General features: G+C 75.7%; 16 protein-coding genes and 1 riboswitch. Of the genes, 10 read left to right on the top strand and 6 right to left on the bottom strand.

Annotated features, from left to right (window positions below):
- The first annotated feature begins 418 nt into the window (after positions 1 to 418).
- Positions 419 to 643 (top strand): hypothetical protein, encoded by a 225-nt coding sequence (locus ACFY15_RS13345; protein ID WP_390691456.1) that lies wholly within the window; start codon positions 419 to 421, stop codon positions 641 to 643.
- An 80-nt stretch (positions 644 to 723) separates the two neighbouring features.
- On the opposite strand, the gene cobN is transcribed toward ACFY15_RS13345, so the two are convergent.
- Positions 724 to 4344, bottom strand: a complete 3621-nt coding sequence (cobN, locus tag ACFY15_RS13350) for a cobaltochelatase subunit CobN (protein ID WP_390691455.1) — start codon at positions 4342 to 4344, stop codon at positions 724 to 726.
- A gap of 32 nt (positions 4345 to 4376) precedes the next feature.
- Positions 4377 to 4534: riboswitch (cobalamin riboswitch) on the bottom strand.
- Positions 4535 to 4946: 412 nt separating this feature from the next.
- Between cobN and ACFY15_RS13355 the strand changes: the two genes are divergently transcribed.
- Genes ACFY15_RS13355 through ACFY15_RS13365 form a run of 3 tightly spaced genes read left to right on the top strand, consistent with a single transcriptional unit; the run spans position 4947 to position 8364 of the window.
- Positions 4947 to 6215 carry a cobalamin biosynthesis protein CobG gene (locus tag ACFY15_RS13355; protein ID WP_390691454.1) on the top strand — a complete coding sequence of 423 codons (1269 nt, stop codon included), beginning with the start codon at positions 4947 to 4949 and terminating at the stop codon, positions 6213 to 6215.
- Complete coding sequence (locus ACFY15_RS13360) at positions 6212 to 6859, top strand: precorrin-8X methylmutase (RefSeq protein WP_390691453.1); 648 nt, start codon at positions 6212 to 6214, stop codon at positions 6857 to 6859. The genes ACFY15_RS13355 and ACFY15_RS13360 overlap by 4 nt, the downstream gene beginning before the upstream one ends.
- The gene (locus ACFY15_RS13365) at positions 6856 to 8364 is read left to right on the top strand and encodes a precorrin-2 C(20)-methyltransferase (protein ID WP_390691452.1); all 1509 of its coding nucleotides are present in this window, start codon (positions 6856 to 6858) and stop codon (positions 8362 to 8364) included. Before ACFY15_RS13360 ends, ACFY15_RS13365 begins: the two co-directional genes overlap by 4 nt.
- Positions 8365 to 8470: 106 nt before the next feature.
- On the opposite strand, the gene ACFY15_RS13370 is transcribed toward ACFY15_RS13365, so the two are convergent.
- From ACFY15_RS13370 to ACFY15_RS13390, 5 genes are all read right to left on the bottom strand, one after another.
- Entirely contained in the window at positions 8471 to 8989 is a 519-nt protein-coding gene (locus tag ACFY15_RS13370) for a hypothetical protein (protein ID WP_390689324.1), read from the bottom strand.
- A 4-nt stretch (positions 8990 to 8993) separates the two neighbouring features.
- Positions 8994 to 9794: a cobalt-precorrin-6A reductase gene (locus tag ACFY15_RS13375; protein ID WP_390825530.1), complete on the bottom strand. Its 801-nt coding sequence runs from the start codon at positions 9792 to 9794 to the stop codon at positions 8994 to 8996.
- Positions 9784 to 10533, bottom strand: a complete 750-nt coding sequence (cobM, locus tag ACFY15_RS13380) for a precorrin-4 C(11)-methyltransferase (RefSeq protein ID WP_390689326.1) — start codon at positions 10531 to 10533, stop codon at positions 9784 to 9786. The genes ACFY15_RS13375 and cobM overlap by 11 nt, the downstream gene beginning before the upstream one ends.
- A gap of 1 nt (position 10534) precedes the next feature.
- Positions 10535 to 11779 carry a precorrin-6y C5,15-methyltransferase (decarboxylating) subunit CbiE gene (gene cbiE, locus ACFY15_RS13385; protein ID WP_390689327.1) on the bottom strand — a complete coding sequence of 415 codons (1245 nt, stop codon included), beginning with the start codon at positions 11777 to 11779 and terminating at the stop codon, positions 10535 to 10537.
- Positions 11780 to 12201: 422 nt separating this feature from the next.
- The gene (locus ACFY15_RS13390) at positions 12202 to 13098 is read right to left on the bottom strand and encodes a trypsin-like serine peptidase (RefSeq protein ID WP_390689328.1); all 897 of its coding nucleotides are present in this window, start codon (positions 13096 to 13098) and stop codon (positions 12202 to 12204) included.
- A gap of 193 nt (positions 13099 to 13291) precedes the next feature.
- On the opposite strand from ACFY15_RS13390, the gene ACFY15_RS13395 reads away from it, so the two are divergent.
- The 6 genes from ACFY15_RS13395 (at position 13292) to ACFY15_RS13420 (ending at position 24864) form a co-directional block, all read left to right on the top strand.
- Entirely contained in the window at positions 13292 to 14320 is a 1029-nt protein-coding gene (locus ACFY15_RS13395; protein WP_390689329.1) for a phosphatidylinositol-specific phospholipase C domain-containing protein, read from the top strand.
- A gap of 526 nt (positions 14321 to 14846) precedes the next feature.
- On the top strand, positions 14847 to 16013 hold the full coding sequence (locus tag ACFY15_RS13400; RefSeq protein WP_390825531.1) for an AMP-binding protein: 1167 nt from the start codon (positions 14847 to 14849) through the stop codon (positions 16011 to 16013).
- Between the two features lie 300 nt (positions 16014 to 16313).
- Positions 16314 to 17558 (top strand): hypothetical protein, encoded by a 1245-nt coding sequence (locus ACFY15_RS13405; protein WP_390689331.1) that lies wholly within the window; start codon positions 16314 to 16316, stop codon positions 17556 to 17558.
- Entirely contained in the window at positions 17555 to 19624 is a 2070-nt protein-coding gene (locus ACFY15_RS13410) for a hypothetical protein (protein ID WP_390689332.1), read from the top strand. Before ACFY15_RS13405 ends, ACFY15_RS13410 begins: the two co-directional genes overlap by 4 nt.
- 216 nt (positions 19625 to 19840) lie before the next feature.
- Positions 19841 to 20881 carry an AAA family ATPase gene (locus ACFY15_RS13415; protein WP_390689333.1) on the top strand — a complete coding sequence of 347 codons (1041 nt, stop codon included), beginning with the start codon at positions 19841 to 19843 and terminating at the stop codon, positions 20879 to 20881.
- Entirely contained in the window at positions 20878 to 24864 is a 3987-nt protein-coding gene (locus ACFY15_RS13420) for an SAV_2336 N-terminal domain-related protein (protein ID WP_390689334.1), read from the top strand. The genes ACFY15_RS13415 and ACFY15_RS13420 overlap by 4 nt, the downstream gene beginning before the upstream one ends.
- Positions 24865 to 25046: the final 182 nt, after the last annotated feature.

The following is a 25046-nucleotide window of genomic DNA, read 5'->3' on the forward strand; positions in this document are numbered from 1 at the left end:
TCTGCCCGCCCTCGAAGCATTCCACGGCCTGCAGCCGGACCCGCTCCCTCGCGGCCCTCCCGGCGTCGGTCAACCCGCCACCCTGCGCGTATCTCCCGGTCCAGGGCTACCGGAGCGGACCGGCCGCCGTCAGGCGAACGGCTCCGACATCACCCAATCAAGTTCAGTACTGAACTTGAATTCGTGATGTCGGTCAGCCGTCCGTGATCAGGCCGGTGCCGGCCAGACACCCGTCGACCAGGTCCGGGCGGTACTGGTGAACCGTTCCGGGTTCGATGGAAACTCCGTATTAGCGTGATGCCGTGGCCTCGGGTCGTGCTGTGGGGGCGGTCGTGGGCTGGTGTCGGAGCTTCGGGTGGATGTCTGGTTTGTGTAGGTTTTTCGGTGTCTGGAGTGTTCGGTTCTGGAGGGAATGCGTATGTCGTCGATCGATCTGAGCAAGGTGCTGGACAAGGCCTGGGAGGACAAGCCGCTCGCCGAGATCCTCTCCGCGCCCGTCGCCGCGCTGAAGGGCGTCACCGACAAGGACGGGGAACTGCTGCACGAGGCCTTCGGGGTGAAGACCGTCGCCGACTTCGGGACGCTGAAGTTCGCGCGGTGGGCGGCGGCGCTCGTCGCGCTGAACCAGACCGCCAAGGCGTAGCGGCCGAACGGGGTACGGGCCGGCCTCCCCACCCCCGCGGGGGTGGGGAGGCCGGCCCGTACCGTGTGGAACCGGGTGCCCTACTCGGCTTCGCCTTCGAGGTTGCCCTCCGTGTCCAGGTAGACCTGGCGGAGGGATTCGAGGATCTGCGGGTCCGGCTTCTCCCACATGCCGCGGGACTCGGCTTCCAGGAGGCGTTCCGCGATGCCGTGGAGGGCCCAGGGGTTGGCCTCCTCCAGGAAGGCGCGGTTGGTGGGGTCGAGGACGTAGGTTTCCGTCAGCTTGTCGTACATCCAGTCCGCGACCACGCCCGTCGTGGCGTCGTAGCCGAAGAGGTAGTCGACCGTCGCCGCGAGTTCGAAGGCGCCCTTGTAGCCGTGGCGGCGCATCGCCTCGATCCACTTGGGGTTGACCACGCGGGCGCGGAAGACGCGCGAGGTCTCCTCGACCAGGGTGCGGGTCTTGACCGTTTCCGGGCGGGTGGAGTCGCCGATGTAGGCCTCGGGGGCCGTGCCGCGCAGGGCGCGGACGGTGGCCACCATGCCGCCGTGGTACTGGAAGTAGTCGTCCGAGTCCGCGATGTCGTGCTCGCGGGTGTCCGTGTTCTTGGCGGCGACCGTGATGCGCTTGTAGGCCGTCTCCATCTCGGTGCGGGCCGGGCGGCCCTCCAGGCCGCGGCCGTACGCGTAGCCGCCCCAGACGGTGTAGACCTCCGCGAGGTCGGCGTCGGTGCGCCAGTCGCGGGAGTCGATCAGCTGGAGGATGCCCGCGCCGTACGTGCCGGGGCGGGAGCCGAAGATGCGGGTGGTGGCCTTGCGCTCGTCGCCGTGGGCGGCGAGGTCGGCCTGGGCGTGTGCTCGGACGAAGTTCTCGGTGTGCGGCTCGTCCAGGGAGGCCGCCAGCCGGACCGCGTCGTCCAGGAGGCCGATGACGTGCGGGAACGCGTCGCGGAAGAAGCCCGAGATGCGGAGGGTGACGTCGATTCGGGGACGGTTCAGTTCCGCGAGGGGGATCGCCTCGATGCCCGTGACGCGGCGCGAGGCCTCGTCCCAGACCGGGCGGATGCCGAGGAGGGCCAGGGCCTCGGCGACGTCGTCGCCCGCCGTGCGCATCGCGCTCGTGCCCCAGAGGGACAGGCCGACCGACGCCGGCCACTCGTCGTCGTGGTCCGCGCGGTAGCGGGTGAGGAGGGAGTCGGCCAGGGCCTGGCCCGTCTCCCACGCCAGGCGGGAGGGGACGGCCTTCGGGTCCACCGAGTAGAAGTTGCGGCCCGTCGGGAGGACGTTGACCAGGCCACGCAGGGGGGAGCCGGACGGGCCGGCCGGGACGAAGCCGCCGTCCAGGGCGCGGACCACGTGCGCGATCTCGTCCGTGGTGCCGGCCAGGCGGGGGACGACCTCGTGCGCGGCGAAGGTGAGGATGTCGGAGACCGCCTGAGGGTGGCCGGCCGCGACCGTGGCGACCGCCGACGGGTTCCAGTCCGCGTCCTCCATCGCCTGGACCAGGGCGCGGGCCGTCTCCTCGACGGCGTCGGCCGAGGTGCGGGTGGCCGCCGACTCGTCGAGGCCGAGGGCCTCGCGCAGGCCGGGCAGGGCGGAGGTGCCGCCCCAGATCTGGCGGGCGCGCAGGATGGAGAGGACCAGGTTGACCCGGGCCTCACCGGTCGGGGCGCCGCCCAGGACGTGCAGGCCGTCGCGGATCTGGGCGTCCTTGACCTCGCACAGCCAGCCGTCGACGTGGAGGAGGAAGTCGTCGAAGCCGTCGTCGTCCGGGCGTTCCTCCAGGCCCAGGTCGTGGTCGAGCTTCGCCGCCTGGATCAGGGTCCAGATCTGGGCGCGGATCGCCGGGAGCTTGGACGGGTCCATCGCGCTGATCTGCGCGTACTCGTCCAGGTGCTGCTCCAGGCGGGCGATGTCGCCGTACGACTCGGCGCGCGCCATCGGCGGGACCAGGTGGTCGACCAGGGTGGCGTGCACCCGGCGCTTGGCCTGCGTGCCCTCGCCCGGGTCGTTGACCAGGAAGGGGTAGACCAGGGGCAGGTCACCGAGGGCGGCGTCCGGGGAGCAGGAGGCGGACAGGCCCGCGTTCTTGCCGGGCAGCCACTCCAGGTTGCCGTGCTTGCCCAGGTGGATCATCGCGTCGGCGCCGAAGCCGCCGTCCTGCGCGGCCGCCTGGATCCAGCGGTACGCGGCCAGGTAGTGGTGCGAGGGCGGCAGGTCCGGGTCGTGGTAGATCGCGATCGGGTTCTCGCCGAAGCCGCGCGGCGGCTGGATGAGGATGAGGAGGTTCCCGCGGCGCAGGGCCGCGAGGACGATGTCGCCCTCGGGGTTGGAGGAGCGGTCCACGAACATGTTGCCCGGGGCCTCGCCCCAGTGCTCCTCGACGCTCTCGCGGAGGTCGGCGGGGAGCTCGGCGAACCAGCGCTTGTAGTCGGCCGCCGGGATGCGGACGGGGTTGCGGGCCAGCTGCTCCTCGGTGAGCCAGTCCTGGTCGTGGCCGCCGGCCTCGATCAGGGCGCGGATCAGCTCGTCGCCGTCGCCGGAGACCAGACCCGGGATCTCCTCCGCGGGGCCGAAGTCGTAGCCCTCGGCGATCAGACGGCGCAGCAGCTCCACGGCGCTGGCCGGGGTGTCGAGGCCGACCGCGTTGCCGATGCGGGAGTGCTTGGTGGGGTAAGCGGAAAGGACCAGCGCGATCCGCTTGTCCGCGCGCTCGATGTGGCGCAGGCGGGCGTGGCGCACGGCGATACCGGCGACCCGGGAGGCGCGCTCGGCGTCGGCCACGTAGGCGGGCAGGCCGTCCTCGTCGATCTCCTTGAAGGAGAACGGGACGGTGATCAGGCGGCCGTCGAACTCGGGCACGGCGACCTGTGTGGCGGCGTCGAGGGGGGAGAGGCCCTCGTCGTTCTCCTCCCAGGTGCTGCGGGAGCCCGTCAGGCACAGGGCCTGGAGGATCGGCACGCCGAGCCCGGCCAGGGCGCCCGCGTCCCAGGACTCGTCGTCCCCGCCCGCCGAGGCGGTGGCGGGGCGGGTGCCGCCGGCCGCGAGGACGGTGGTGACGATGGCGTCGGCCTGCTCCAGTGCCTGGAGGAGCTCCGGCTCCGGGGTGCGCAGGGAGGAGACGTAGAGGGGCAGGGGGCGGCCGCCCTTGGCCTCGACGGCGTCGCAGAGGGCGTGCACGAAGGCGGTGTTGCCGCTCATCTGGTGGGCGCGGTAGTAGAGCACCGCGACCTGCGGGCCGGTGGCCTCCGTGGCGGGGCGCTCCAGGGGGCCCCAGGTGGGGGAGGCGGCCGGGGGCTCGAAGCCGTGGCCGGTGAGCAGGACGGTGTCGGAGAGGAAGCGCGCCAGCTGGTCGAGGTTGGCCGGGCCGCCGTGCGCGAGATAGCGGTGGGCCTCCGCGGCGATGCCGATCGGGACCGTGGAGGCCTCCATCAGCTGGGCGTCCGGGGCCTGTTCGCCGGTCAGGACCACCACCGGGCGGGTCTGGCCGGGGGCGAGGAGCACATCGAGGCCGTCCTGCCAGGCGCGCAGGCCGCCGAGGAGGCGTACGACGACCAGCCCGACGCCGTCGAGAAGGCCGTCGAGGTCGTCGAGGGGGAGGCGGGAGGGGTTCGCGAACCGGTACGGCACGGGGCCGCCGGCGGTGTTCGCGGCGCGGGCGCTGAGCAGATCGGTGTCGGACGTCGACAGCAGCAGGATCATGCGGCGGCAGGCCTTCCTCGGGGTTTCCGCGCCCCGGGCAGTGAGGACAGCGGGAGTTCCTGACTCACCCCGCGGATCGCTCCGCGGGGCTCACAGTGGCGGGACCGCGCCGGAATCTCACCGGGCTTCCTCCCATGTCGCCGTCCTCGGCGGTGACGGGCCGAGTGGTCCGCCGGAAGGTCATCTTAGGTGGCCTTCTCCCTGGCCGGGAGGTGGGGTGGGGGGCTTGCCGGTGGTGCGGTGCGGTGGCCGGCGGGGCGGTGGCGTGCGGGGCGGTGGCGTGCGGTTCGCCGTGGAGGCTCTGCCCCGGAGGCCCCGCGGCAAACGCCGGGCGATCCGCGTCCTGCTCGCCGACGACGAGGCCGGGGGCGGGGGCCGTTGCGCGGAGCGTGTCCCCGCCCCCCTTCTCCGCTCCTGCCCCGGCTACCGCCGGGGGTGCCCCCAGGGGCTCCGCCCCGGACCCTCCCCCGGCTACCGCCGGGGGTGCCCCCGCGCCTTACTCGCCGGCGGGGCCGGCTTTTGCCCGGTGGGGCCCAATCCGGCTGGTCGGGGTGGCGACGGACACAGGTCGGGGGTGGGGAATCGTGGGTATGCTCGCGGCCATGTCGCCCCAGCCACCTTCCGCCGCATCGCGGGACGAACCCGTCATACGTGACCGCGGTGACGCCTGCCCCGGCGCGCTGCGGCTGCACGCCGCCGACGACGGGTACCTCGCGCGCGTCCGGATCCCCGGCGGGCTGCTCACCACCCGGCAGGCCCTCGCGCTCGGGCACGCCGCCGACCGGTTCGGCGACGGGCACCTGGAACTCACCTCCCGTGGCAACGTCCAACTGCGCGGCCTTGCCGACGGCTGCGGCGCCGGGCTCGCGGAACTGCTGGACGGCGCCGGGCTGCTGCCGGCGCCGAGCCACGAGCGGGTGCGCAACATCGTGGCCACCCCCGTGGCCGGGCCCCAAGTCGTGGACCGGGTCCGGGAACTCGACCGGCTGCTGTGCGCCAGTGCGCGGGCGGCGGACCTCTCCGGGCGGTTCCTGTTCGCCGTCGACGACGGGCGCGGGGACGTGGCCGCGCTCGACCCCGATGTGACCCTGCTCGGCCAGGCGGACGGACGGGTCCTCGTGCGGCTCGGGAGCGGAGGCGGTGCCGTCGAGGTCGAGGCCGTCGACGCCGCGCGGGCCGCGCTGTGCGCCGCCGAGCACTTCCTCGACGCGGCCCGGGCGGCCGGGACCCGGGCCTGGCGGGTCGCCGAGCTTCCCCCTGAACACACCCTGGACGAAGAGGAGTTCGCGCTGCGGCTGACGGACGTGGGGGTCGCGGCCGGGCGCGTGGCCGAAGTGGAGTGGCCGTACGCCGAGCCGCCCCGGCCCGGGAGCGCGGGCGCGGGCGGGCTGTGCGTCCTGCCTCCGCTCGGCCGGCTGGACTCCGCGCAGTGGCGGGTCCTCGCCGAGGCCGCCGACGGCGGGCAGGGGGAGCTGCGCGTCACCCCGTGGCGCAGCGTCGTCCTCCCGCGCGCGGCGGGCGACGGCGTCGCCCGCATCGAGGCGGCCGGCCTCGTCGTCCGGCCCGACAGCCCCTGGCGGACCGTCACCGCCTGCACGGGCAGGCCCGGTTGCGCCAAGTCCCTCGCGGACGTACGCGCCGATGCGCGTGCCGTCGTACAAGGGCAGGCCAACGCCGCGGAGCTGCCCGTGCACTGGTCGGGCTGCGCCCGCCGGTGCGGGCATCCGCGCGGTACGGCCTGGGTGGACCTCGTCGCCACCCCCGACGGCTACGCCCTCGACGGCCGGCCCCTCCCGCACGCAGACCTGGCGGCCGCCCTCACGGCCGCACGCACCACCCCCACCACAACCGAAGCCGCAGTGAAGAAATGAGCGAGTACACCGTGTTCGAGTACGAGAAGGACGGCGCCGCGATCTACCGCCAGTCCTTTGCCACGATCCGCGCCGAGGCGGACCTCTCCGGGCTGCCCGCCTCGGTCGCCCAGGTCGCGGTGCGCATGATTCACGCCTGTGGCATGACCGACCTCCCCCAGGACCTCGGCTACACCCCCGAGGTCGTCCTGCGGGCCCGCGCCGCGCTGCACGCCGGCGCGCCGGTCCTGTGCGACGTGCAGATGGTCGCCAGCGGGGTCACCCGCAAGCGGCTGCCCGCCGACAACGAGGTGATCTGCACCCTCTCCGACCCGGCCGTGCCCGCGCTCGCCGCGAAGATGGGCACCACCCGCAGCGCCGCCGCCCTCGAAGTCTGGCGCGACCGGGGCCTGTTGGAGAACTCCGTGATCGCCGTCGGCAACGCCCCGACCGCGCTGTTCCGGCTGCTGGAGATGATCGAGGAGGGCGCCCCGCGCCCCGCCGCCGTCATCGGCGTGCCCGTGGGCTTCATCGGCGCCGCCGAGTCCAAGGACGCCCTCGCCGCCCACCCCTCGGGTCTGGACCACCTCATCGTGCGCGGCCGGCGCGGCGGCAGCGCCATCGCGGCCGCCGCGGTCAACGCGATCGCGAGCGAGGAAGAATGAGCGGGCAGGACCAGAACCGGGCCAAGGGCAAGCTGTACGGGGTCGGGCTCGGCCCCGGCGACCCGTCGCTGATGACCCTGCGGGCCGTCGAGGTGATCGCCGAGGCGGACGTGGTCGCGTACCACAGCGCCCGCCACGGCCGTTCCATCGCCCGCTCGATCGCCGCGAAGCACCTGCGCTCCGACCACGTCGAGGAGCCGCTGGTCTACCCGGTCACCACCGAGACCACCGACCACCCGGGCGGCTACCAGGGTGCGATGGAGGAGTTCTACGAGGCCTCCGCCGCCCGCCTGGCCGGGCACCTGGACGCGGGCCGGACCGTCGCCGTGCTGGCGGAGGGCGACCCGCTCTTCTACGGCTCGTACATGCACATGCACAAGCGGCTCGCGGACCGCTACGAGGCGGAGGTCATCCCCGGCGTCACCTCGGTCAGCGCCGCCGCCGCCCGCCTCGGCACCCCGCTCGTGGAGGGCGAGGAGGTGCTGACGATCCTGCCCGGCACCCTGCCCGAGGAGGAGCTCACCGCCCGACTCGCCGCCACCGACTCGGCGGTCGTCATGAAGCTCGGCCGCACCTTCCCCGCCGTCCGGCGTGCCATGGAGGGCAGCGGACGGCTCGCCGAGGCCCGTTACGTCGAGCGCGCCACGATGGAGGGCGAGCGGACCGGGGTCCTCGCCGACACCGACCCCGACAGCGTCCCGTACTTCGCCGTCGCCGTCGTGCCCAGCCGGATCGGCAACCCGGGCAGCGTGCCGTCCGGGCCCGGCGAGGTCGCGGTCGTCGGTACCGGCCCGGCCGGGCCGCTGTGGCTGACCCCCGAGACGAAGCGGGCGCTGGCCGATGCCGAGGTGCTGGTCGGGTACACCACGTACCTGGACCGGGTGCCGGTCAGGCCCGGCCAGGTGCGGCACGGCTCCGACAACAAGGTGGAGTCCGAGCGCGCCGAGTTCGCCCTCGACCTCGCCCGGCGCGGCAAGCGGGTGGCCGTGGTCTCCGGCGGCGATCCCGGGGTCTTCGCCATGGCCACCGCGGTGCTGGAGGTGGCCGGGCAGGCCCCGTACGCGGACGTGCCCGTACGGGTGCTGCCCGGGGTGACGGCGGCCAACGCGGCGGCCGCAGCGGCCGGCGCCCCGCTGGGCCACGACTACGCCACCGTCTCGCTCTCCGACCGGCTCAAGCCGTGGGAGGTCATCGCGGAGCGGCTGCGGGCGGCGGCCGCCGCCGACCTGGTCCTCGCCCTGTACAACCCGGGCTCGCGCAGCCGGACCTGGCAGGTGGCCCGGGCGAAGGAGCTGCTGCTGGAGCTGCGCGCGCCGCAGACCCCGGTGGTCGTGGCCCGGGACGTGGGCGGGCCCGAGCAGTCGGTGCGCGTCGTCACGCTGGGCGAACTGGAGCCGTCCGAGGTGGACATGCGGACGATCCTGCTGATCGGCTCCTCGCAGACGCAGGTGACCCAGCGGGCCGACGGCTCGCGGGTGACGTGGACCCCGCGCCGGTACCCGTGACCCCGCGGACGGGGTGAGTGCGGCCCGGCCGGGGGTTCCCTCCGGCCGGGCCGCCGCGTCTCAGCCCGGGTCTTGCGGATCAGGCCGGGCGGCCTGATCCGGAAGGCTAACCCGGGCAGCCCGCGAGGGCGTCCGCGCAGCCCTGGACCGTCGACGGGTCGACGGCGACCAGCTGCCACGACACGACCCCGGCCGGGGGCGAGTCCTCCTGCGGGGCGGGGTCGATGTGCGCGTTCAGCGCCGAACCCGCCGGCAGGTTCAGCCGGGTGACCTCGCCGGCGGTGCACGACACGTCGAACGTCCGGTCTCCGGCGCCGCCTTCACGGGACAGCACCAGGGTGACCCGTGAACTCTCCTCGCTGTCACAGGCGATGTCGAAGCGGTACGGGCGTTCCCCGCCGGTCTCCAGGGTCTTCTCCATGCCGGCCTTGAGGAAACCCGTCCCCCGCATCGTCACGCGGGCCCCGTCCGAGACGCCTTTCCCCAGCAGTTCGTCGGCCCGCTGGAGCGCGTCGTCGGGCTCCCAGCCCTTGGGCTCGGGCGCCGCACTCCCGCCGCATCCGGTGACGAGCGCCGACGCGGCGGCGAGGGCCAGGACGAGGACGAGGGAGTGACGTATCCGCATTCCTTCAGCCTAGAGGGTGCGGCCCTTCGCCGCCGAGCCAGCGCAGCGCCTCCTCCACCGACTCCGCGCGGGCCACCCCCTCCGGGACCGGCGGGCGGCGCACGACCAGGACCGGGATCCCGGCCTCGCGCGCGGCGGTGAGCTTGGGGGCCGTCGCGCCGCCGCCACTGTCCTTGGTGACGAGCACGTCGATGCGGTGGCGGGCCAGCAGCTCCCGCTCCTCCTCCCGATCGAACGGCCCGCGCGCCAGCACCGTTTCCAGGCGCGGCGGCACCGGCCCCTGCGGCGGGTCCACCGAACGCACCAGGAACCAGGTGTCGGTGAGGTCCGCGAAGACGTGCAGGCCCGTGCGGCCGGTGGTCAGGAAGGCCCGTCCGCCCAGCGCGGGCAGGACGGCAGCCGCCCCGGCGAGGTCGTCCGCGAAGGTCCAGGCGTCACCCGGGCCCGGAGTCCAGCCGGGCCGGCGCAGCGCCAGCACGGGCACGCCCGTGAGCGCCTCCGACTCGGCCGCGTGGAAGCTCATCCGCTCCGCGAAGGGGTGCGTGGCGTCGACGACGTGCGTGACGCCGTGGGCGGCGATCCAGTCCGCCAGCCCCGCGGCCCCGCCGAAGCCGCCGATCCGGGTCTCGCCCGGCGGCAGCACGGGCGCGGCGACCCGGCCGGCGAGGGAGTTCGTGACCCGGTACGGGGAGGCGTGCACGGGGCCGCGGGCCAGCGCCTCCGCCAGCCGGCGGGCCTCGGTCGTGCCGCCCAGGATCAGGACGTGCCGCCCGGGCCCTCCCGCGGCGCCCGCTTCAGCAGACATGCCGGTCGCGCTCGGGGGAGTAGAGGTGGCTGTCGCGGAACTGCTCCGCGCCCAGTGTCCGGCCCACCACGATGACCGCGGTGCGCACCAGCCCCGCCTCCTTCACCCGGCCCGCGATGTCGGCGAGCGTCCCGCGCAGGATCAGCTCGTCGGGGCGGCTGGCCATCGCCACCACCGCCACCGGACACTCGGCCCCGTAGTGCGGCAGGAGTTCGTCCACGACCCGGTCCACGTAGCGGGTGGCCAGGTGCAGCACCAGCAGCGCGCCGCTGCGGCCGAGCGTGGCCAGGTCCTCGCCGGGCGGCATCGGCGTGGCCTGCTGGGCGATCCGGGTCAGGATCACGGTCTGCCCCACGGTCGGGACGGTCAGCTCCCGCTTGAGGGAGGCGGCCGCCGCCGCGAACGCGGGCACGCCTGGGACGACCTCGTACGGGATGCCGTGCGCGTCCAGGCGCCGCATCTGCTCGGCGACCGCGCTGAAGATGGACGGGTCGCCGGAGTGCAGCCGCGCCACGTCCTGCCCCGCCCCGTGGGCCCGAACGCACTCGGCGATGATCTCGTCGAGGTCCAGCTGTGAGGTGTCGACCAGCCGGGCCCCCTCGGGGCAGTCGTCGAGCAGTTCGCGCGGGACGAGGCTGCCCGCGTAGAGGCAGACGGGGGCGGCGGCGAGGGTGCGGGCGCCGCGCACGGTGATCAGGTCGGCGGCGCCGGGGCCCGCGCCGATGAAGTACACGGTCATCTCAGTCTCCTTGTGTCTTCGTCACGGACCACTGGGTGACGGGCATCGCCTGCCGCCACCCGGTGAACCCGCCGACCGCCACGGCGTGGGCGACGGCCAGCTTCACCAGTTCGCCGCCGTGGCGCCGGTAGTGCTCGGCGAGGACCGCCTCCGACTCCAGCGTCACGGTGTTGACGACCAGCCGGCCGCCGGGGGCCAGCGCCGACCACGCGGCGTCGAGCAGGCCCGGGGCGGTGAGGCCGCCGCCGATGAACACCGCGTCGGGGGCGGGCAGTCCGTCCAGCGCCGCCGGGGCCGCGCCGACGACCACGCGCAGGCCGGGGACGCCGAGGGCGGCCGCGTTGCGGGTGATGCGGGCGGCCCGCTCGGGGATGCGCTCGACGGCCACGGCCCGGCAGGAGGGGTGCGTGCGCATCCACTCGATGCCGATCGATCCGGAGCCGCCGCCGATGTCCCACAGCAGTTCGCCGGGGGCGGGAGCGAGGGCGCACAGGGTCGCGGCGCGGACGTGGCGCTTGGTGAGCTGGCCGTCGTGCTCGTACGCGGCGTCGGGCAGGCCGGGGGTGGCGCCGAGCCGGGGCACCGGGGAGCCGGGATCCCGGCGGCATTCCACGGCGACCACGTTGAGGGCGTCGCCGGGTTCGTGCGCCCAGCCGTCCGCGGTGCCCCCGTACGCGTCCTCGCGCTCGGAGCCCAGCTGTTCGAGGACCCGCATCCGGCTCGGGCCGAAGCCCCGCTCCCGCAGCAGGGCGGCGATCTCGTGCGGGGTCGCCGCTCCGGCGCTCAGCACCAGCAGCCGCCGCCCGTCGTGCAGCGCGGCCGCCACCCGGGCAACCGGCCGCCCCACCACGGTCACCACCTCGGTGTCCTCCACCGGCCAGCCCAGGCGGGCGCAGGCGTAGGACACGGAGGAGGGGTGCGGGTGGACGCGCAGCGCGTCGGGGCCCAGCTCCTCGCAGAGGGCGCGGCCGATCCCGTAGAACATCGGGTCCCCGCTGGCCAGTACGGCGATCCGGCGCCCGGCGTGCTCGGCCGCCAGCTTCGGCACGGCGGGGCGCAGGGGGCTCGGCCAGGCGACCCGCAGACCGGCGCACTCGCCGGACGGGAGCAGGTCCAGCTGCCGGGGCCCGCCGATCAGCACCTCGGCGCCGGTCAGGGCCTCCCGGGCGGCGGCGGCGAGCCCGGCCCAGCCGTCGGCGCCGAGGCCGACGACCGCCACGGCTGCGGGGGGTGCTGCGGAGCTCACTGCGGTACCTCGGGAACGGGAGAGGGCGGACGCACGGGACGGACCCGCAGCTTACTGGGGTCCGGACCGGGCTCCCGTGCCAGGGTGACCAGGAACGACGCCCCTGCCGGACCGCGATCGCGGCCGCCGCGCGGGGGTACTCGGGCGGTGGGGAGGCGTGCCCGGCCGCCGGGGAGGCGCACCCGCCGCCGACCGTCGTGCGCCGTCGCACCGGCTGGAGGGCCTCCGTGCGACGGCGTGCCCCCGTCCGCCCCCGTCGTGCCCCCGTCCGCCCCGGACGGAACCTGCCCCCGCCGTCGCGGGTCCCCCCACACTCGGCGGATGGACGACACTCCGGACAATCACCCAGCCGGCTCGGACGACGCCCACGCACCCTCCCGCACGGGCCCCCCGCCCCGGCGCCCCGTCGGGGCAGGCGGGGTCTATCCGCGCACGGCCCGCTCGTACAGCGCCCGTACGTCGTCGCCGAAGTAGCTGCTGTACGAGGTGGTTTCGTCCCCGCCGCCGTCCCGCCCGCCGATGACCCCGATCAGACTGTTGCCGGCGCTGAGGACGGGGCCGCCGCTGGTCCCGTTGGGCACGTCCGCGCAGTCGAACCGCAGCTGCGTCGGCCCGTCGGCCACGGCCGTGTTGGAACAGCCCAGGGGCCGCTCGGTGTCGTTCGGGTACCCCACCAGCCGGGCGGGGACGGGCAGTTGCTGGCCGAAGCGGACGGGGTGGGCCCCCGTGACGTCCTCCAGCCGCTGGCCGGGGTGACCGGCCCGGCGCACCCGTATGAACGCCACGTCGACATCGGGGTCGGAGTCGCGCACCCACCGCGGGTCCACGTCGATCCGGGTGGGCACCCACACGCCGTAGGGCGCCTTCCCCTCCTCGTACCCGGGCACGAAGGCCAGGTTGTTGCGGAACCCGCCGGCGTACACGCAGTGGGCCGCGGTGACGACGAGGTCGCCGCCGGCGGAGTGCACCACGCTCCCCGAGCAGTGGTGGTCGTCGTCCCAGTCCAGCCCGGGGGAGAACAGCGCCCCGACGGCCGGTTCGGCGGGCACGTCCCGGGCCTCCAGCGGTTCGGACGCCTTCCAGGTGCCCTCCGCGAAGCCCCGCACCGGCGGAGCGGTCTGCGGATTCCCCTCGACGAGCTTCTCCAGTGCCGCGGCGGCGGACCGGTCGGCGAGCGCGGTGTCCTGCACGTACCGGCCCTGGCCGCCGTCGCCGCGGGCGACGGTCCCCATCCGCCCCATGCCGAAGGCCACCCCGGCGACCACCAGGGCGCAGCACACCCCGGCCAGCACGCAGACCCGCACGGCCCTGCCCGTCATCGCGCCACTCCCACCGCCGAGGATCACCCGTCAACCCCCCGGAACGGCCGGCCGTCCCCCGGGGTTCCCGGCCGGAATGTGCCCCTCCTCACACCCCGTCGCCGGCCGGTCATCCCCGGTCCTTCCCCTCTTCATTCAACTCCCCTACTCTCCAACCGCCTTACCAATCGGTAACCAGGGGAGTCGCCCACCCATGCCCATCCGCACCCGCCTCCGCACGGCAGTCGCCCTGCTGACCGCCGCCCTCGCCGCCCTCGCCGTGGCCACCGCCCCCGCCACGGCGGCGACCGGTGACCTCCCGTACGCCGCATCGACCGGCGTGGGCGTCCACAACGCCTACGAGAAGGCCAAGTACCCCTACCTCGCGGACGCCCTGGACTCCGGCGCGGCCATGCTGGAGCTGGACGTCTGGACCAACTTCTTCGGCAGCTCGTGGCGCGTCTCCCACGACAACCCCTTCGGCAACGACAGCAACTGCGAGAACGCCACCACCCCCGCCCAGCTGCGCACCAAGGCCCGCAACCAGAACCTCGCGGGCTGCCTCTCCGACATCCGCAGCTGGCACGACGCGCACCCCGACCACCGCCCGATCGTCCTCAAGCTGGAGCTGAAGGACGGCTTCGCCGCGAACCTGGGCCGGGGCCCGGCCGCCCTGGACAGCCTCCTGACCTCGAAGCTCGGCGACGCCCTCTACACCCCGGGCCGGCTCGCGGCAGGGCACCCGGACCTCGACTCGGCGGCCCGCGCCGGCGCCTGGCCGACCCGCGCGCAGATGGCCGGCACGTTCCTCGTGGAGCTGATCCCCGGCACGGTCGAGGAGGGCAACAGCGCGGACAAGCTCTGGACGGACCGTGAGTACGCCGAGCACCTGCGCGACCACCTCACGACGGCCGCCGCCTTCCCGGCGGTCCACCGCGCCGAGGCGGGCGACCCCCGCACCCGCTACGCGGACCCGGCCCTGCGCCCCTGGTTCGTCGTCTTCGACGGTGACGCGGCCGCCTACGCCTCGGGCTCGATCGACACCTCCTGGTACGACCGCAACCACTACCTTCTGATCGCCACGGACGCCCAGAACGTCGCCCCGGCCATCGACGCGGTCCACCCCACGGAGGCCCAGGCGCGGGAGCGGGTGGCGCTGATGGCCGCCCGCCACGCCTCGATCGCCTCCTCGGACTGGTACCCCCTCCCGTCGGTCCTCTCCACGGTCCTGCCCCGCGGCTGAGCCGGCCCGCACCGCGGCGAGCGCCCTGCCGGCGGGGGCCGCCGTACTCCACCCCGGACCTGCTGGGCGCGGAGGCCTGCCTGGCCGTCCTGCGGCGGCACGTACGGGAGTTGGCCGCACCGGTCCCGTGCTCTGACCCGAGAGGTTTGCCGGTTCGCGGCGTCCGGCGCGGTGCGTCGCACGGCGGAGGGCCACGGCTCGTACGGACGGACTCGCGTGGCCCGACAACGCGGCGAGGCGCCCTGCCGGGCGTCGTGAGGCGGTGAACCTTTCCGGCCGGAGCGCCAGGCGCAGTCTCGGGCGGTGTGCGCGCACCGGAATGCGAGACGGCGGGGGAGCCGTTTCCGGCGGGGCGCGGCGTCGTTGAGCCGACCGGGGGCCGCCGGGTGGTAGCCGTCGCGGCCCGACGCACCCGAACGCACAGGGGGAACCCGCGCATGCTCCTCGACCCCACCGACCACCGGCCGGCGCCCCCGCCCGGGGCGCCCGTGGCCGGCCCGCCCGCCGGCGTCCCGCAGGAGGCGTCGTGAGCGGCCGGGAGGGCCCGCAGGGCCCGGAGGGCCAAGGCGGCGCGGCAGCCGTCCCGGCGATCCCCGCGCAGGGATACCCGGCCCTGCCCCTGGACGCCCTCCGGGAGCGCCCCGGCATCGGGGCCGGCGCGCCCGAACACCCGCCCGCCGGCGGCTGGCACCTGCCCTGGGACCGGCTCACCGCGGCCGAGGCCGCCCGGATCCGCGCAACGCTGCGCTCCGGGGAGTACGCGTTCGACACCTCCGGTGTCACCGGCCAGCCCGTCCGGTGCGTCCTGTCCGGCGAAGTCCTCCAGGCCGACGCCGCGCACAGCGCCCGCCTGCTGGCCCCCCACGCCCCCGAGGCCGTCGTCAGCTTCGTCCCGCCCCGGCACGCCTACGGCGCCTCGGTCACGGTGATGCTGCCCGCCCTGACCGGGCTGCCGGTGTGGTTCTGGCCCGGCTCCGACTGCCCGCCCCCGCCCGTCACGGCCCGGCGGATCGCCGTCGCCGCGATCCCCCGGACCTTCCGGATCCTGGCCCGCCACCCCCGCTGGACCGCTTCCTTCGAGCACATCGTCTTCCTGCACGGATCCGCCGAACTCCCGCGCGAGGCGAGGATGTTCCAGGACCCGTCGCGCACCGCCCTGATCGAGCTGCTGGGCTCCACCGAGACCGGGGCCGTCGCGCACCGCGGCGGATGGGACCCGCACGGGGCGTGGACCCTCCTCGACGACGTCACGTTCGCCGCGCCGCGCGTCGGCGAGGAGGGCCCGCTCACCGTCGCCGGACCCCGCCTCGCGCCCCTCCCCGACGGCCGCCGCCCCGAGCACCACGAGATGGACGACCTCGTCCGCCGTCTCGGCGACCGCCTCTTCCTGCGCCGCGGCCGCCGCGCCCACCTGGTCAGGGTCAACGGCGCCCGGCGCGACCTGGGCGCCATCGCCGCCCGGCTGCGCGCCGCGCTCCCCGGGGCCGACGTCGCCTGCGTGCGCGTCCCCGGGCCGCAGCAGGCAGAGGCGTACGACGTCCTCGTCGCCGGCGGAGGTCCCCTGACGGCCGAGGGCGTACGGGCCGCCGCACGCGGGCTCGGCGCCGAACCGCGGCGGGTGCGGCTGGTCGACCGGATCCCGCGCGGCCCGCTCGGCAAGCCCCTGGCCGTCCCTCCGGAACCGCCCGGCTGACCGGCGCCCGGCGCCTGTACCGGTGGCGTCCTGCCCGGCGTCCGTACCGACGGCGAACCCGTGGCGCTCCTTTGCCCCCGTACCGCCGGTGTCCCCCGCCCGGCCCCGGTATCCGGTGCGGACGCACGTGCCGATGCGGGGCGGGGTCCGTACCGACGCCGGCCGATGACGGCCCGGCCCCTCCCGTGCACGCCGATCCGGCCCGGCACCGGCCGAACTCCGCGTTCCCCGCCCCCCGTTCCCCGTGCGCCGCTATCGTGCCGGGCGGGGCAGGCAGGGAGACGAGGGGGCGGTACGGCCATGCGGTTTCTGTTCGTTCATGGCACGGGAGTACGGCGCGACCGGCATGACACCCTCTTCGCCCTGGTGCGCGAGCGGCTCGCGGCCCGCTTCCCCGGCGCGGCCGTCGACTCCTGCTTCTGGGGCGACCGGTTCGGGGCCGGCCTGGGCTCGGGCGGCCGCTCCGTCCCGGGCCTGCACCGCGGGACCGCGGACCCGGCCGATGCCGAGACCGCCGAGTGGGGGCTGCTCCTCGCCGACCCGCTGTGCGAGCTGCGCGTGCTGGCGGAGGCCGGCTGGGACACGGACGGCCCCGGGTACGACGACCCCTTCGCGCCGCCCGGCGTACAGCCCGCCGGCGCGGGGGTCCTCGACCTGCTGCACCGCCTGGCCGAAGCCCCCGGCGACGCCCGCGGCGAGTCCGGCGAACTCCGTGCCCTGCTGGACGGCACCGGCCTCGCGCCCGGCTTCCGCCCGGCGCTGGAGGCCGCCGCCGGATCCGCCGAGGCCGCCCGCGCCGGAGCCCGCGCCGCCGCCGAACCGCAGGCCCGCGAACTGGCCACCGCCCTCGCCCGGGCCGTCACCGCCGGCGCCCTCGCCACCGCCGGGGCCGACGCCGACTGCACCGCCGCCGAACGGGACCGGCTCGTCGAACTGCTCACCACCCGTCTGGGCGGCGGCGCCCGGGTCCCCGGCGCCCGCGCCGCCGCCCTCCTCGGCCGGCTCGCCCTGCGGGTCTCCACGCAGCCGCTGCTCAACGCCTGGCGGGGTTCCCTCACCGTCGGCGCCACCCCCGCCCTCGGCGACATCCTGCGCTACCAGGCCCGCGGCACCGAACTGCGCGCGTTCCTGCACGGGCGGATCACCGCCGAGCCGGGCCCGACCGTACTGATCGGCCACAGCCTCGGCGGGATCGCCCTCGTGGACCTGCTCGCCCTGGAGGCCGCCTCCGGCGGACCGGTGCCCGGCGCCGAACTGCTGGTCACCGTCGGCTCGCAGGCCCCCTACCTGTACGAACTCGGCGCACTCACCGCCCTCCCGCCCGGCAGCGCCCTCCCGTACGGCTTCCCCCGCTGGCTCAACGTGTACGACCGCCAGGACGTGCTCTCCTACCTCGCCGGGCCCGTCTTCCCCGGCGACCCGCGCGTCACCGACCACGAGGTCCGCAGTCGCCAGCCCTTCCCGGCCTCCCACAGCGCCTACTGGAAACAGCCCTCCCTCTACGAGCACATCGGACGGGCGGTGGCCGAAGCGGGCCTCGGGTGACCCACCCCGGCACCCGGCCCGGCCCCGCACCCCTGCCCGGTGTGCTGCCGGCCTCCCTGACACCGCGGCGCACCTTCGCTCTCGTCGCCGGGGTCGAGCGGTACGGGATCAGCCACCACTGGAACCTGCGCGGCCCCGCCCGCGACGCCCTGCGCTTCGCCCGCTGGCTCACCGGCCCCGGCGAGGTCCCCGCGGCGAACGTACGGCTGCTGCTCTCCCCGCTCGACGACCCCGGCCGGCTCGACTGGACGGCCACCCCGGGCCTGGCCGCGCTGCGATCCGCGTACCGGCCCGCCACCGAGGCGAACGCCAAGTCGGCTCTGCTCGAAGAACTCCCGCAGTGCGACGGCGACCTGCTGTGGATCTTCTGGGCCGGGCACGGCTACCTCGGGCGCGGCGGCGAGCTGATGCTGCCCTGCGCCGACGCCGGCCCCGGCCAGATCCGCCACCTCAACCTCGACTCCGCACTGCGCTGGTGGAAGACGGACCTGGTCAAGCACCGCCGGTTCCCGCTCCAGGCCGCGCTCGTGGACGCCTGCCGGGTCGACGCGCCCCGCGACAGCCGCTGGAACTTCGGCAGCACCGACTACGGCGGCGGTGCCACCGTCCCCGGCCGGCGGCAGTTCCGGCTCTACGCCTCCCGCGAGGGCGAGGCCGCGCAGAACGACGCCGAGCGCGGCGCCGGCCGCTTCACCGAGGCCCTCCTCGCCGAACTCGGCGACCGGTCCGTGCGCGAGGGCGTCACCGGCCTGCCGCAGGCCGCCCGCCGGATCCACCGGACCTTCCGGGAACTGCGGGAACGCGGCGAGGGCTGGCAACTGCCCCAGTTCCTCGTCGACCGCGACTGGGACGCCGGCTCCTTCCTCGACGACGGCCCGTACGGGCCGCCCGAACCCCGCGCCGCCCGCCTCGACCAGACCGGCTGGGACGGCCTCGGCGAGCTGTTCGAGGGCCGCGGGCTGCCGCACTGCGCCTACGAGGCCTACACCTGGGCGTTCAAGGAGGCCGGCTGTGCCGCACCCGTCCACCACGGACTGCCCGCCGACAGCCTCCTCGACGTCGTCGGGGACCTGGACGAACGGCAGGGCGGCCGCGGCGGCATGCCCCTGTCCGTCCCCTTCGTGCACTACCTCGCCGACCGGGCCGCCCGCCCCCGAGGCCCCGCCGGCGGCCTCGGCGACCCGGCCTGGGCCGCCCGGCTCGCGCAGTGGGTCCGCGCCACCCGCGAACGCCTCGCCCTGCCCGTGCTGCGCCCGCCGCCCGGCCCCGCCCGCCGGGCCGCGCTGCACGTCCGGCTGGAGTCCCCGCCCGGCGGCGAGGAAGGCCTGCTGGCCCGCATGTGGCTGCGCGGCGAACACACCCGCCACATCTGGGAGTCGGAGGGCAGCCCCGTCACCGAGACCGCCGTACGCGCCGAACTCGTGGGCCGGCTCGCCCGGCTCGCCGCCGCGGGAGCGGACGGGGACGACGCCGCGCACCCCCAGGAGACCATCGGACGGATCGAGTTCCACGTGCCGTACGAGATGCTGGAGACGGACTTCGACCAGTGGCCCGTCCCGCGCGGCCCCGCCGGCCGGACCCGCCCCCTCGGCATGCTCTACGAGGTGGTGGTGCGCTGCCCGCAGGAGCGCGACGACACCCGCACCGCCTGGCGTGCCAAGTGGCGCTGGATGCACACCCAGGGCGGCCGGCACCCGGACACCGTGCGCGTCGTCGAGGACGAGGAGGTCACCGATGCCCTCGGGGTGCAGCTGGGCGCCCGCACCGCGCCCGCCTGCGTCCTCGGGCACGTCTCCGCCGCCCGGACGGAGGTCCTGCTGGAGGCGCTCCTCGAAGGCGGGGTGCCCGCCGCCGTCTGGCAGCGCGGTGGCGGCGCCCCCGCCGGGGGCCTGCCCGCACGGCTCTCCCCGGAAGCGCTCCCCGGCGCACCGGCCGCGCTCGGACTGCCCGCCCGCGTGACCGAAGTGCGCCGGGCGGCCGCGGGGGGCGCGGCGGAAGGGGCAGACCGGCTGGTGCTGTTGTGGGACGATCCCGACGACACCATCGACCTCCGCTCCCTGGCCTGAACCCCGAGCCGCCAACCCGGCCCGGCAGCCCGGGCCTCCCGGGCGACCGGGACCACACCGCGAACCGAACGAACCGAACGGACCGAACGGACCGAACGGACCGGACGGACCGGACGGACCGGACGGACCGGACGGACCGAACGGACCGAACCATCCGGACGACCGCAGGACCCGAGACCGACCGCACGACTTCACGCGACGACGGAGGCAGAGGCAGTGGCGAAGGACTGGTGGCTGTACCAGGGCGCGGGCCGGGGCGAGGACCGCCGCGCCCGCCTGGAAGCCGGATCGCCGCCGCCCTGGCGGGACTTCAGAGGCGTCCCCGACCCGGCCTACCGGCCGCCCGGCTGCACGGGGGAGGCATGGGAACGCACCCGGCGCCGCGGTGCGGACTACGTCCCCGACGAAGCCGAGACGGACGTCGTCAACACCGCCCTCCACCTGCGCCGCCCGCTGCTCGTCACCGGCAGGCCCGGCGTCGGCAAGTCCACCCTCGCCCACAGCATCGCCGCCGACCTCGCCCTGGGCCCCGTACTGCACTGGCCGATCACCAGCCGCACCGTCCTGCGCGACGGCCTCTACCTCTACGACGCCATCGGCCGGCTCCAGGAGGCCGGACTGGAGCAGGCCCGCCGCCCCGCCGGCCCGGCCCCCTCCGCCCCTTCCATCGCCCGTTATTTGCGCCTCGGCCCGCTCGGCACCGCCCTGCTGCCCCAGCCGAGGCCCCGCGTCCTGCTCGTCGACGAGATCGACAAGAGCGACATCGACCTGCCCGGCGACCTCCTCACCGTCTTCGAGGACGGCGGCTTCGTCATCCCCGAACTCGCCCGCCTGGCCAAGGAGGAACCGACCGTCGCCATCGGCACCGACGACGACCCCGACGCGGCCGTCGCCGTCACCCAGGGCCGCGTCCAGTGCAGTTACTTCCCTGTGGTCGTCCTCACCAGCAACGGCGAACGCGACTTCCCGCCCGCCTTCCTGCGCCGCTGCGTCCGCCTCCACCTCGACGCCCCCGGCCCCGAGAAACTCGCCCGCATCGTGCGCGGACGGCTCGGCGTCGACATCACCGGAGCCGGCGGCGCCGAGTACCGGGACCTCGTCCGGAGCTTCCTCGAGCGCGCCGAGGACGGCGACCTGGCCACCGACCAGCTCCTCAACGCCATCCAGCTGCGCCTGGCCGGCGCCTGGTCCGCGCCCGGCGACCGCGACCGCTTCCTCGCCACCGTCATGCAGCACCTCACCGGGCCCACCGCGTGATCGAGAAGCTCCTCGCCGCCCTCGCCGAAGGCGCCGAGGACGGAGCCGCCCCGCGCACCGCCGTCGGGGCGGAGGAGATCGCCGACATCCTGTGGCTGGCCGCGCGCGTCGACCCCGCCGCCGTGCGCACCGGCCCGCCCGCCCCGGGCGCCGCCGACACCGGACCGGAACCCTCACCGCCGCCCTCCCCGCCCGCACCCCCACCCGGCGCGGCCCCCGACCCGGGCCCCGGCGCCGCCCAGCTCTTCCCCGCCACCACCGGCCGCAGTCCGTCCGCCGACCGCGCCGACGACGGGGGCGGACGGCGCGGCACACCCCTGCGCCTGCCGCGCACCGCCTCCCTCGACGACCCGCTCGGCCTGATGCGCTCCCTGCGGCCCGTCGGGCGCCGCTCCATCGGCGGCCCGGGCGAGGAACTCGACGAGCAGCTCACCGTGGAGCGCAGCATCGAGGCCATGGTGCCCACCCCGGTCCTGCGCCCCGCCGAGAGCCGCTGGCTGGACCTGGCCCTGGTCGTCGACGCCCACCCCTCGATGCTGCTGTGGGCCGACCTGGTCGCCGAACTGCGCGGGGTCCTCACCCGCAGCGGGGTCTTCCGCGACGTACGCACCTGGCAGCTCGCAGGAACCGGCCGGGGCGGCACCCCGCAGCTCGTCCGGGGCCCCGCCGCCCCGCCCCGCAACCCCCAGGAACTCGCCGACCCCGCCGGGCGGCGGCTGATCCTCGTCGTCTCCGACACCGTCGCGGCCGGCTGGCAGGAGGGCCCGCTGCGGGCGGTCCTGCGTCACTGGAGCGGCCACAACGCCGTGGCCGTGCTGAACGTCCTGCCCGAACGGCTCTGGACCCGCGGCGCCGTACGGCCCGTGCCCTTCGCCGTCCGCTGCGAGCGGCCCGCCGCCGCCACCCGCTCCTGGCAGCGGGTCCCGGCCGCCCGGCGGGCACGCGGCGGCGGACCCGTCGTCCCGGTCGTCGGCCTCGCCTCCGGGAGCCTGGCCCGCCTGGTCCGGGTGGTGTCCGGCGACGGGCGCTGGCGCCGCCTCGCCTGCCTGCGCCTGGATGCGGCCGCCGCACCGCCCGCCACCGCGCCCCCGCGGTCCGCCGACCCGCTGGAGCTCGTGGAGCGCTTCCGGGCCGGCGCCTCCCCGACCGCCCAGCAGCTCGCCGCGCACCTGGCCGCCGTACCGCTGACCCTGCCCGTGATGACCCTCGTACGCCGCTCCCTGCTGCGCGGCTCCGAACACGGGCACCTCGCGGAGGTGGCCCTGGGCGGGCTCTTCGCCCCGTGGGAGGGGCGACAGCACCCGGACGAGGCCGAGTTCGAGTTCCTCCCGGGGGTACGGGAGGCGCTGCTGGGCTCCCAGCTGCGCGGGGACGTGGCGGCGGTGCGCGAACTGGTGCGCCGCCGGGTGTGGGAGTTCATGTCCCGCAACCGGGGCACGGGCCCCGACTTCTCGGCGACCCGGGTCACGACGGGGGAGGAGGGCCGCAGGCCGGTACCGGAGGGGGCGCTGCCGTTCGCGGAGCGGGGGCCGGGCGAGGCCGCCGCAGGCGAGGAGCGGGGACCGGGGGACCGGGTGGTCCGCGTCCGCTTCGAGCCGCTGGCTGAGCCGAAGGAGGTGGGGACCCTGCTGGCGCCCCGCCTGGTCCTCACGGTGGGGCACGTCCCGAGGCCCGGGGAGACCGTCGCCTGGGTCCGGTCCGGCGGCAGGGAGGTTCCCTGCCGGCCGGTGTGGTGGGACGAGGCGACCCCGCGCGTCCTGCTGGTGGAGAGCGGGGAGGACCTGGCGGACCCGGCGGAATGCGCTCTGCAGGCGTGGGGTGCGCTCGCGGCCGGAGCGGGCACACGGGTCCGCGTCGACGGCGTCACGGAAATGGGACGGCACACCGCGCTCACCGGGACCCTGGCCTGGGACGGAGCCCCCAACGCGGAGATCGTCCGGCTCTCGGCCGAGCCGGAGGACTGGACCCACTTCGTGGGCGGCCCGGTGTCCTCCGGGGGCCGGCTGCTGGGCGTGGTCCACACCGTCCGGCCCGACCGCCTGGTGTTCCTGTCGGGCGCCGCCCTCCTGGAACAGCCCGCCTTCCGCGCGGCGCTGGACCGCCGGACGGGGGACGACCCGCCCCGCGGGGACGCCGGGCACACGCAGGTGACCCTGAGCGTCCGGGTGGGCCAGGGGGCCGTGCCCCGCGGCAGCTCGGCCGGAGCGGAGATCCGCAACCTCCTGATGCGGCTGATGGCGGACTCCGCCGTCCCCGGCACGCTGATCGGAGGGGAGGGGTCGAGGACCCTGCACCTGCTGCTGGACCCGCCGGGCGCCCTCGAACAGGCCGGGCGGCTGCTCGCCGCGCTGCCCGAGGCACTGGTCCGGTACGGCGACGCGCGCGCGGAGGGCCTGAGGCCCCCGCTCGCCCTGGTACTGGGCCTGAAGGCGTCCGGGCATCCGGTCGGGGGTCCGGAGCCGCTGATCGAGCACGACCTGGTGCTGGAGCGGCTGAGGGAGGCCGGGCCGGGGCACACGAGCCGGCTGCTCCTCGTCCTGTCCCGGCGGCTGTACGAGGAACTGGACGAGCTGGTCGGCCCGGCCGCGCTGCGCGCTCTCGTTCCGCTGGGAGGCGAGGCGCGGGGATGGGTCTGTTCGGACCATCCGGTGAGGCTGGCGGAGCTGCTGGCGGAGGCGGAGCAGGCCGTCGGCCACGAAGCCGGCTGGCCGCGCTGCCGCGCCGGCGCCTCGGAACCCGAATCACAGGGCTGCCCGGGCATCCGCTCGCCGGGCCGCCACGGGTGCCTGGCCCACCTGCCGCCCGGGGAGCAGCAGGCGGTGCTGGGCACGCTCGGCCCCGGCTCGTCGGTCGACTTCCGTGGCACGCCGTTCGCCCCGGGGCTGCTGGGACGGGTCCTCGACGCGGTACGGGACCCCGGAACGGGGCGTGTGACCTGGGGTGCGGTCACCTTCGCCGGAGCCCGGTTCGAGGACGGCTGGGAGGACGCGGACGCCGTGTTCCTGGGTGACGCCGACTTCTCGCGCGTCAGGTTCTCCGGCCCCGCGGGTTTCTCCGGCGCCCGCTTCAACGGGGAGACGTCCTTCGCCGGCGCGGAGTTCACGGAGCCGGCGGTGTTCGGGGGCAGCAGGTTCCAGGGCCCGGCCGACTTCCGGCGCGCGGTTTTCGCCCGGACGTCGGAGTTCACCCGCGCGAGGTGCATGGCGGACGTCTCGTTCGAGTACGCCACCCTGGTGGACACGGCAGCCCTGGACGGGATGACGGTGGAGGGCAGGGGGGACTTCCGCCGGGTGGCGTCCGCCGGCGGCATGGTGCTCGACGGGTCCGCCTTCGCCGGGCCGGTGTCGTTCGCGCACACGGAATGGACCGGGCCGCTGTCGGCCCGGGGAACGCGCTTCGTGGAGGCGGCGAACTTCGACCACACGGTGTTCGATCGGCCCACGGTGTTCCAGGACACCCGCTTCGGCGGCCCGGCCACCTTCGCCTCCGCCTCCTTCCAGGGGGGAGTGAGCTTCCTCGGAGGGGTGTTCGAGGACTCCGCGGCCTTCGAGCAGGCCGTCTTCGGCGGTCCGGTCCGCTTCGAGGGCACATCCCTCCGGGGCGGGGCGTCCTTCGCGCACGCGTCCTTCGCCGGCCGTCTCCGATGGCGCGACACGGGCGTCGAGAACCGGGGGAGCAGCTTCCAGGGTGCGTGGTTCCAGGGGTCGGTGCACTTCGTGCGCGCCGAGTTCGCGGCCGACACCGGCTTCGACGGCGCCACCTTCGAGGGCGGGGTCTCCTTCGAGTCCTCCGCCTTCGGCGCCGCCCTCACCTTCGACGGGACGGCCTTCCGCGACAGGGTCGAGTTCAGCGGAGTCAAGGTCGCCAGACGCCTCTCCCTGCCGGCCGACTGGACGGCGACCCGCTCGGACGACGGCCTGTGGGACATCACCTCACCGCACCCCGCCGGTCCGCGGAACGGGGCGTCCCCCGGCGGCGGCTGAGGCACCCCTGGGAGTCAACCTCCGTATCGGGCATGGCAGTTCAACGTGCCTGTCCGGCGACGGCCGCGAAAATACGGTGCCCCGCCCGGCGCGCACTGCCTACACTCGCCGTGCGCGCCGCCGAAACGGCCCGCGCGCCTCACGCCGTCGGACGAAGAGAAGGGGAACAGGGCCATGCGCAC

The organism is Streptomyces sp. NPDC001373, from assembly GCF_042895815.1.
Taxonomy (GTDB): domain Bacteria; phylum Actinomycetota; class Actinomycetes; order Streptomycetales; family Streptomycetaceae; genus Streptomyces.

Coding starts and splice junctions, on each gene's coding strand:
- cobM (WP_390689326.1), bottom strand. CDS start 10,533: ATGACCGTGTACTTCATCGGCGCGGGCCCCGGCGCCGCCGACCTGATC.
- ACFY15_RS13360 (WP_390691453.1), top strand. CDS start 6,212: ATGAGCGAGTACACCGTGTTCGAGTACGAGAAGGACGGCGCCGCGATC.
- cobN (WP_390691455.1), bottom strand. CDS start 4,344: ATGATCCTGCTGCTGTCGACGTCCGACACCGATCTGCTCAGCGCCCGC.
- ACFY15_RS13390 (WP_390689328.1), bottom strand. CDS start 13,098: ATGACGGGCAGGGCCGTGCGGGTCTGCGTGCTGGCCGGGGTGTGCTGC.
- ACFY15_RS13345 (WP_390691456.1), top strand. CDS start 419: ATGTCGTCGATCGATCTGAGCAAGGTGCTGGACAAGGCCTGGGAGGAC.
- ACFY15_RS13365 (WP_390691452.1), top strand. CDS start 6,856: ATGAGCGGGCAGGACCAGAACCGGGCCAAGGGCAAGCTGTACGGGGTC.
- ACFY15_RS13395 (WP_390689329.1), top strand. CDS start 13,292: ATGCCCATCCGCACCCGCCTCCGCACGGCAGTCGCCCTGCTGACCGCC.
- ACFY15_RS13375 (WP_390825530.1), bottom strand. CDS start 9,794: ATGTCTGCTGAAGCGGGCGCCGCGGGAGGGCCCGGGCGGCACGTCCTG.
- ACFY15_RS13405 (WP_390689331.1), top strand. CDS start 16,314: ATGCGGTTTCTGTTCGTTCATGGCACGGGAGTACGGCGCGACCGGCAT.
- ACFY15_RS13370 (WP_390689324.1), bottom strand. CDS start 8,989: ATGCGGATACGTCACTCCCTCGTCCTCGTCCTGGCCCTCGCCGCCGCG.
- ACFY15_RS13355 (WP_390691454.1), top strand. CDS start 4,947: ATGTCGCCCCAGCCACCTTCCGCCGCATCGCGGGACGAACCCGTCATA.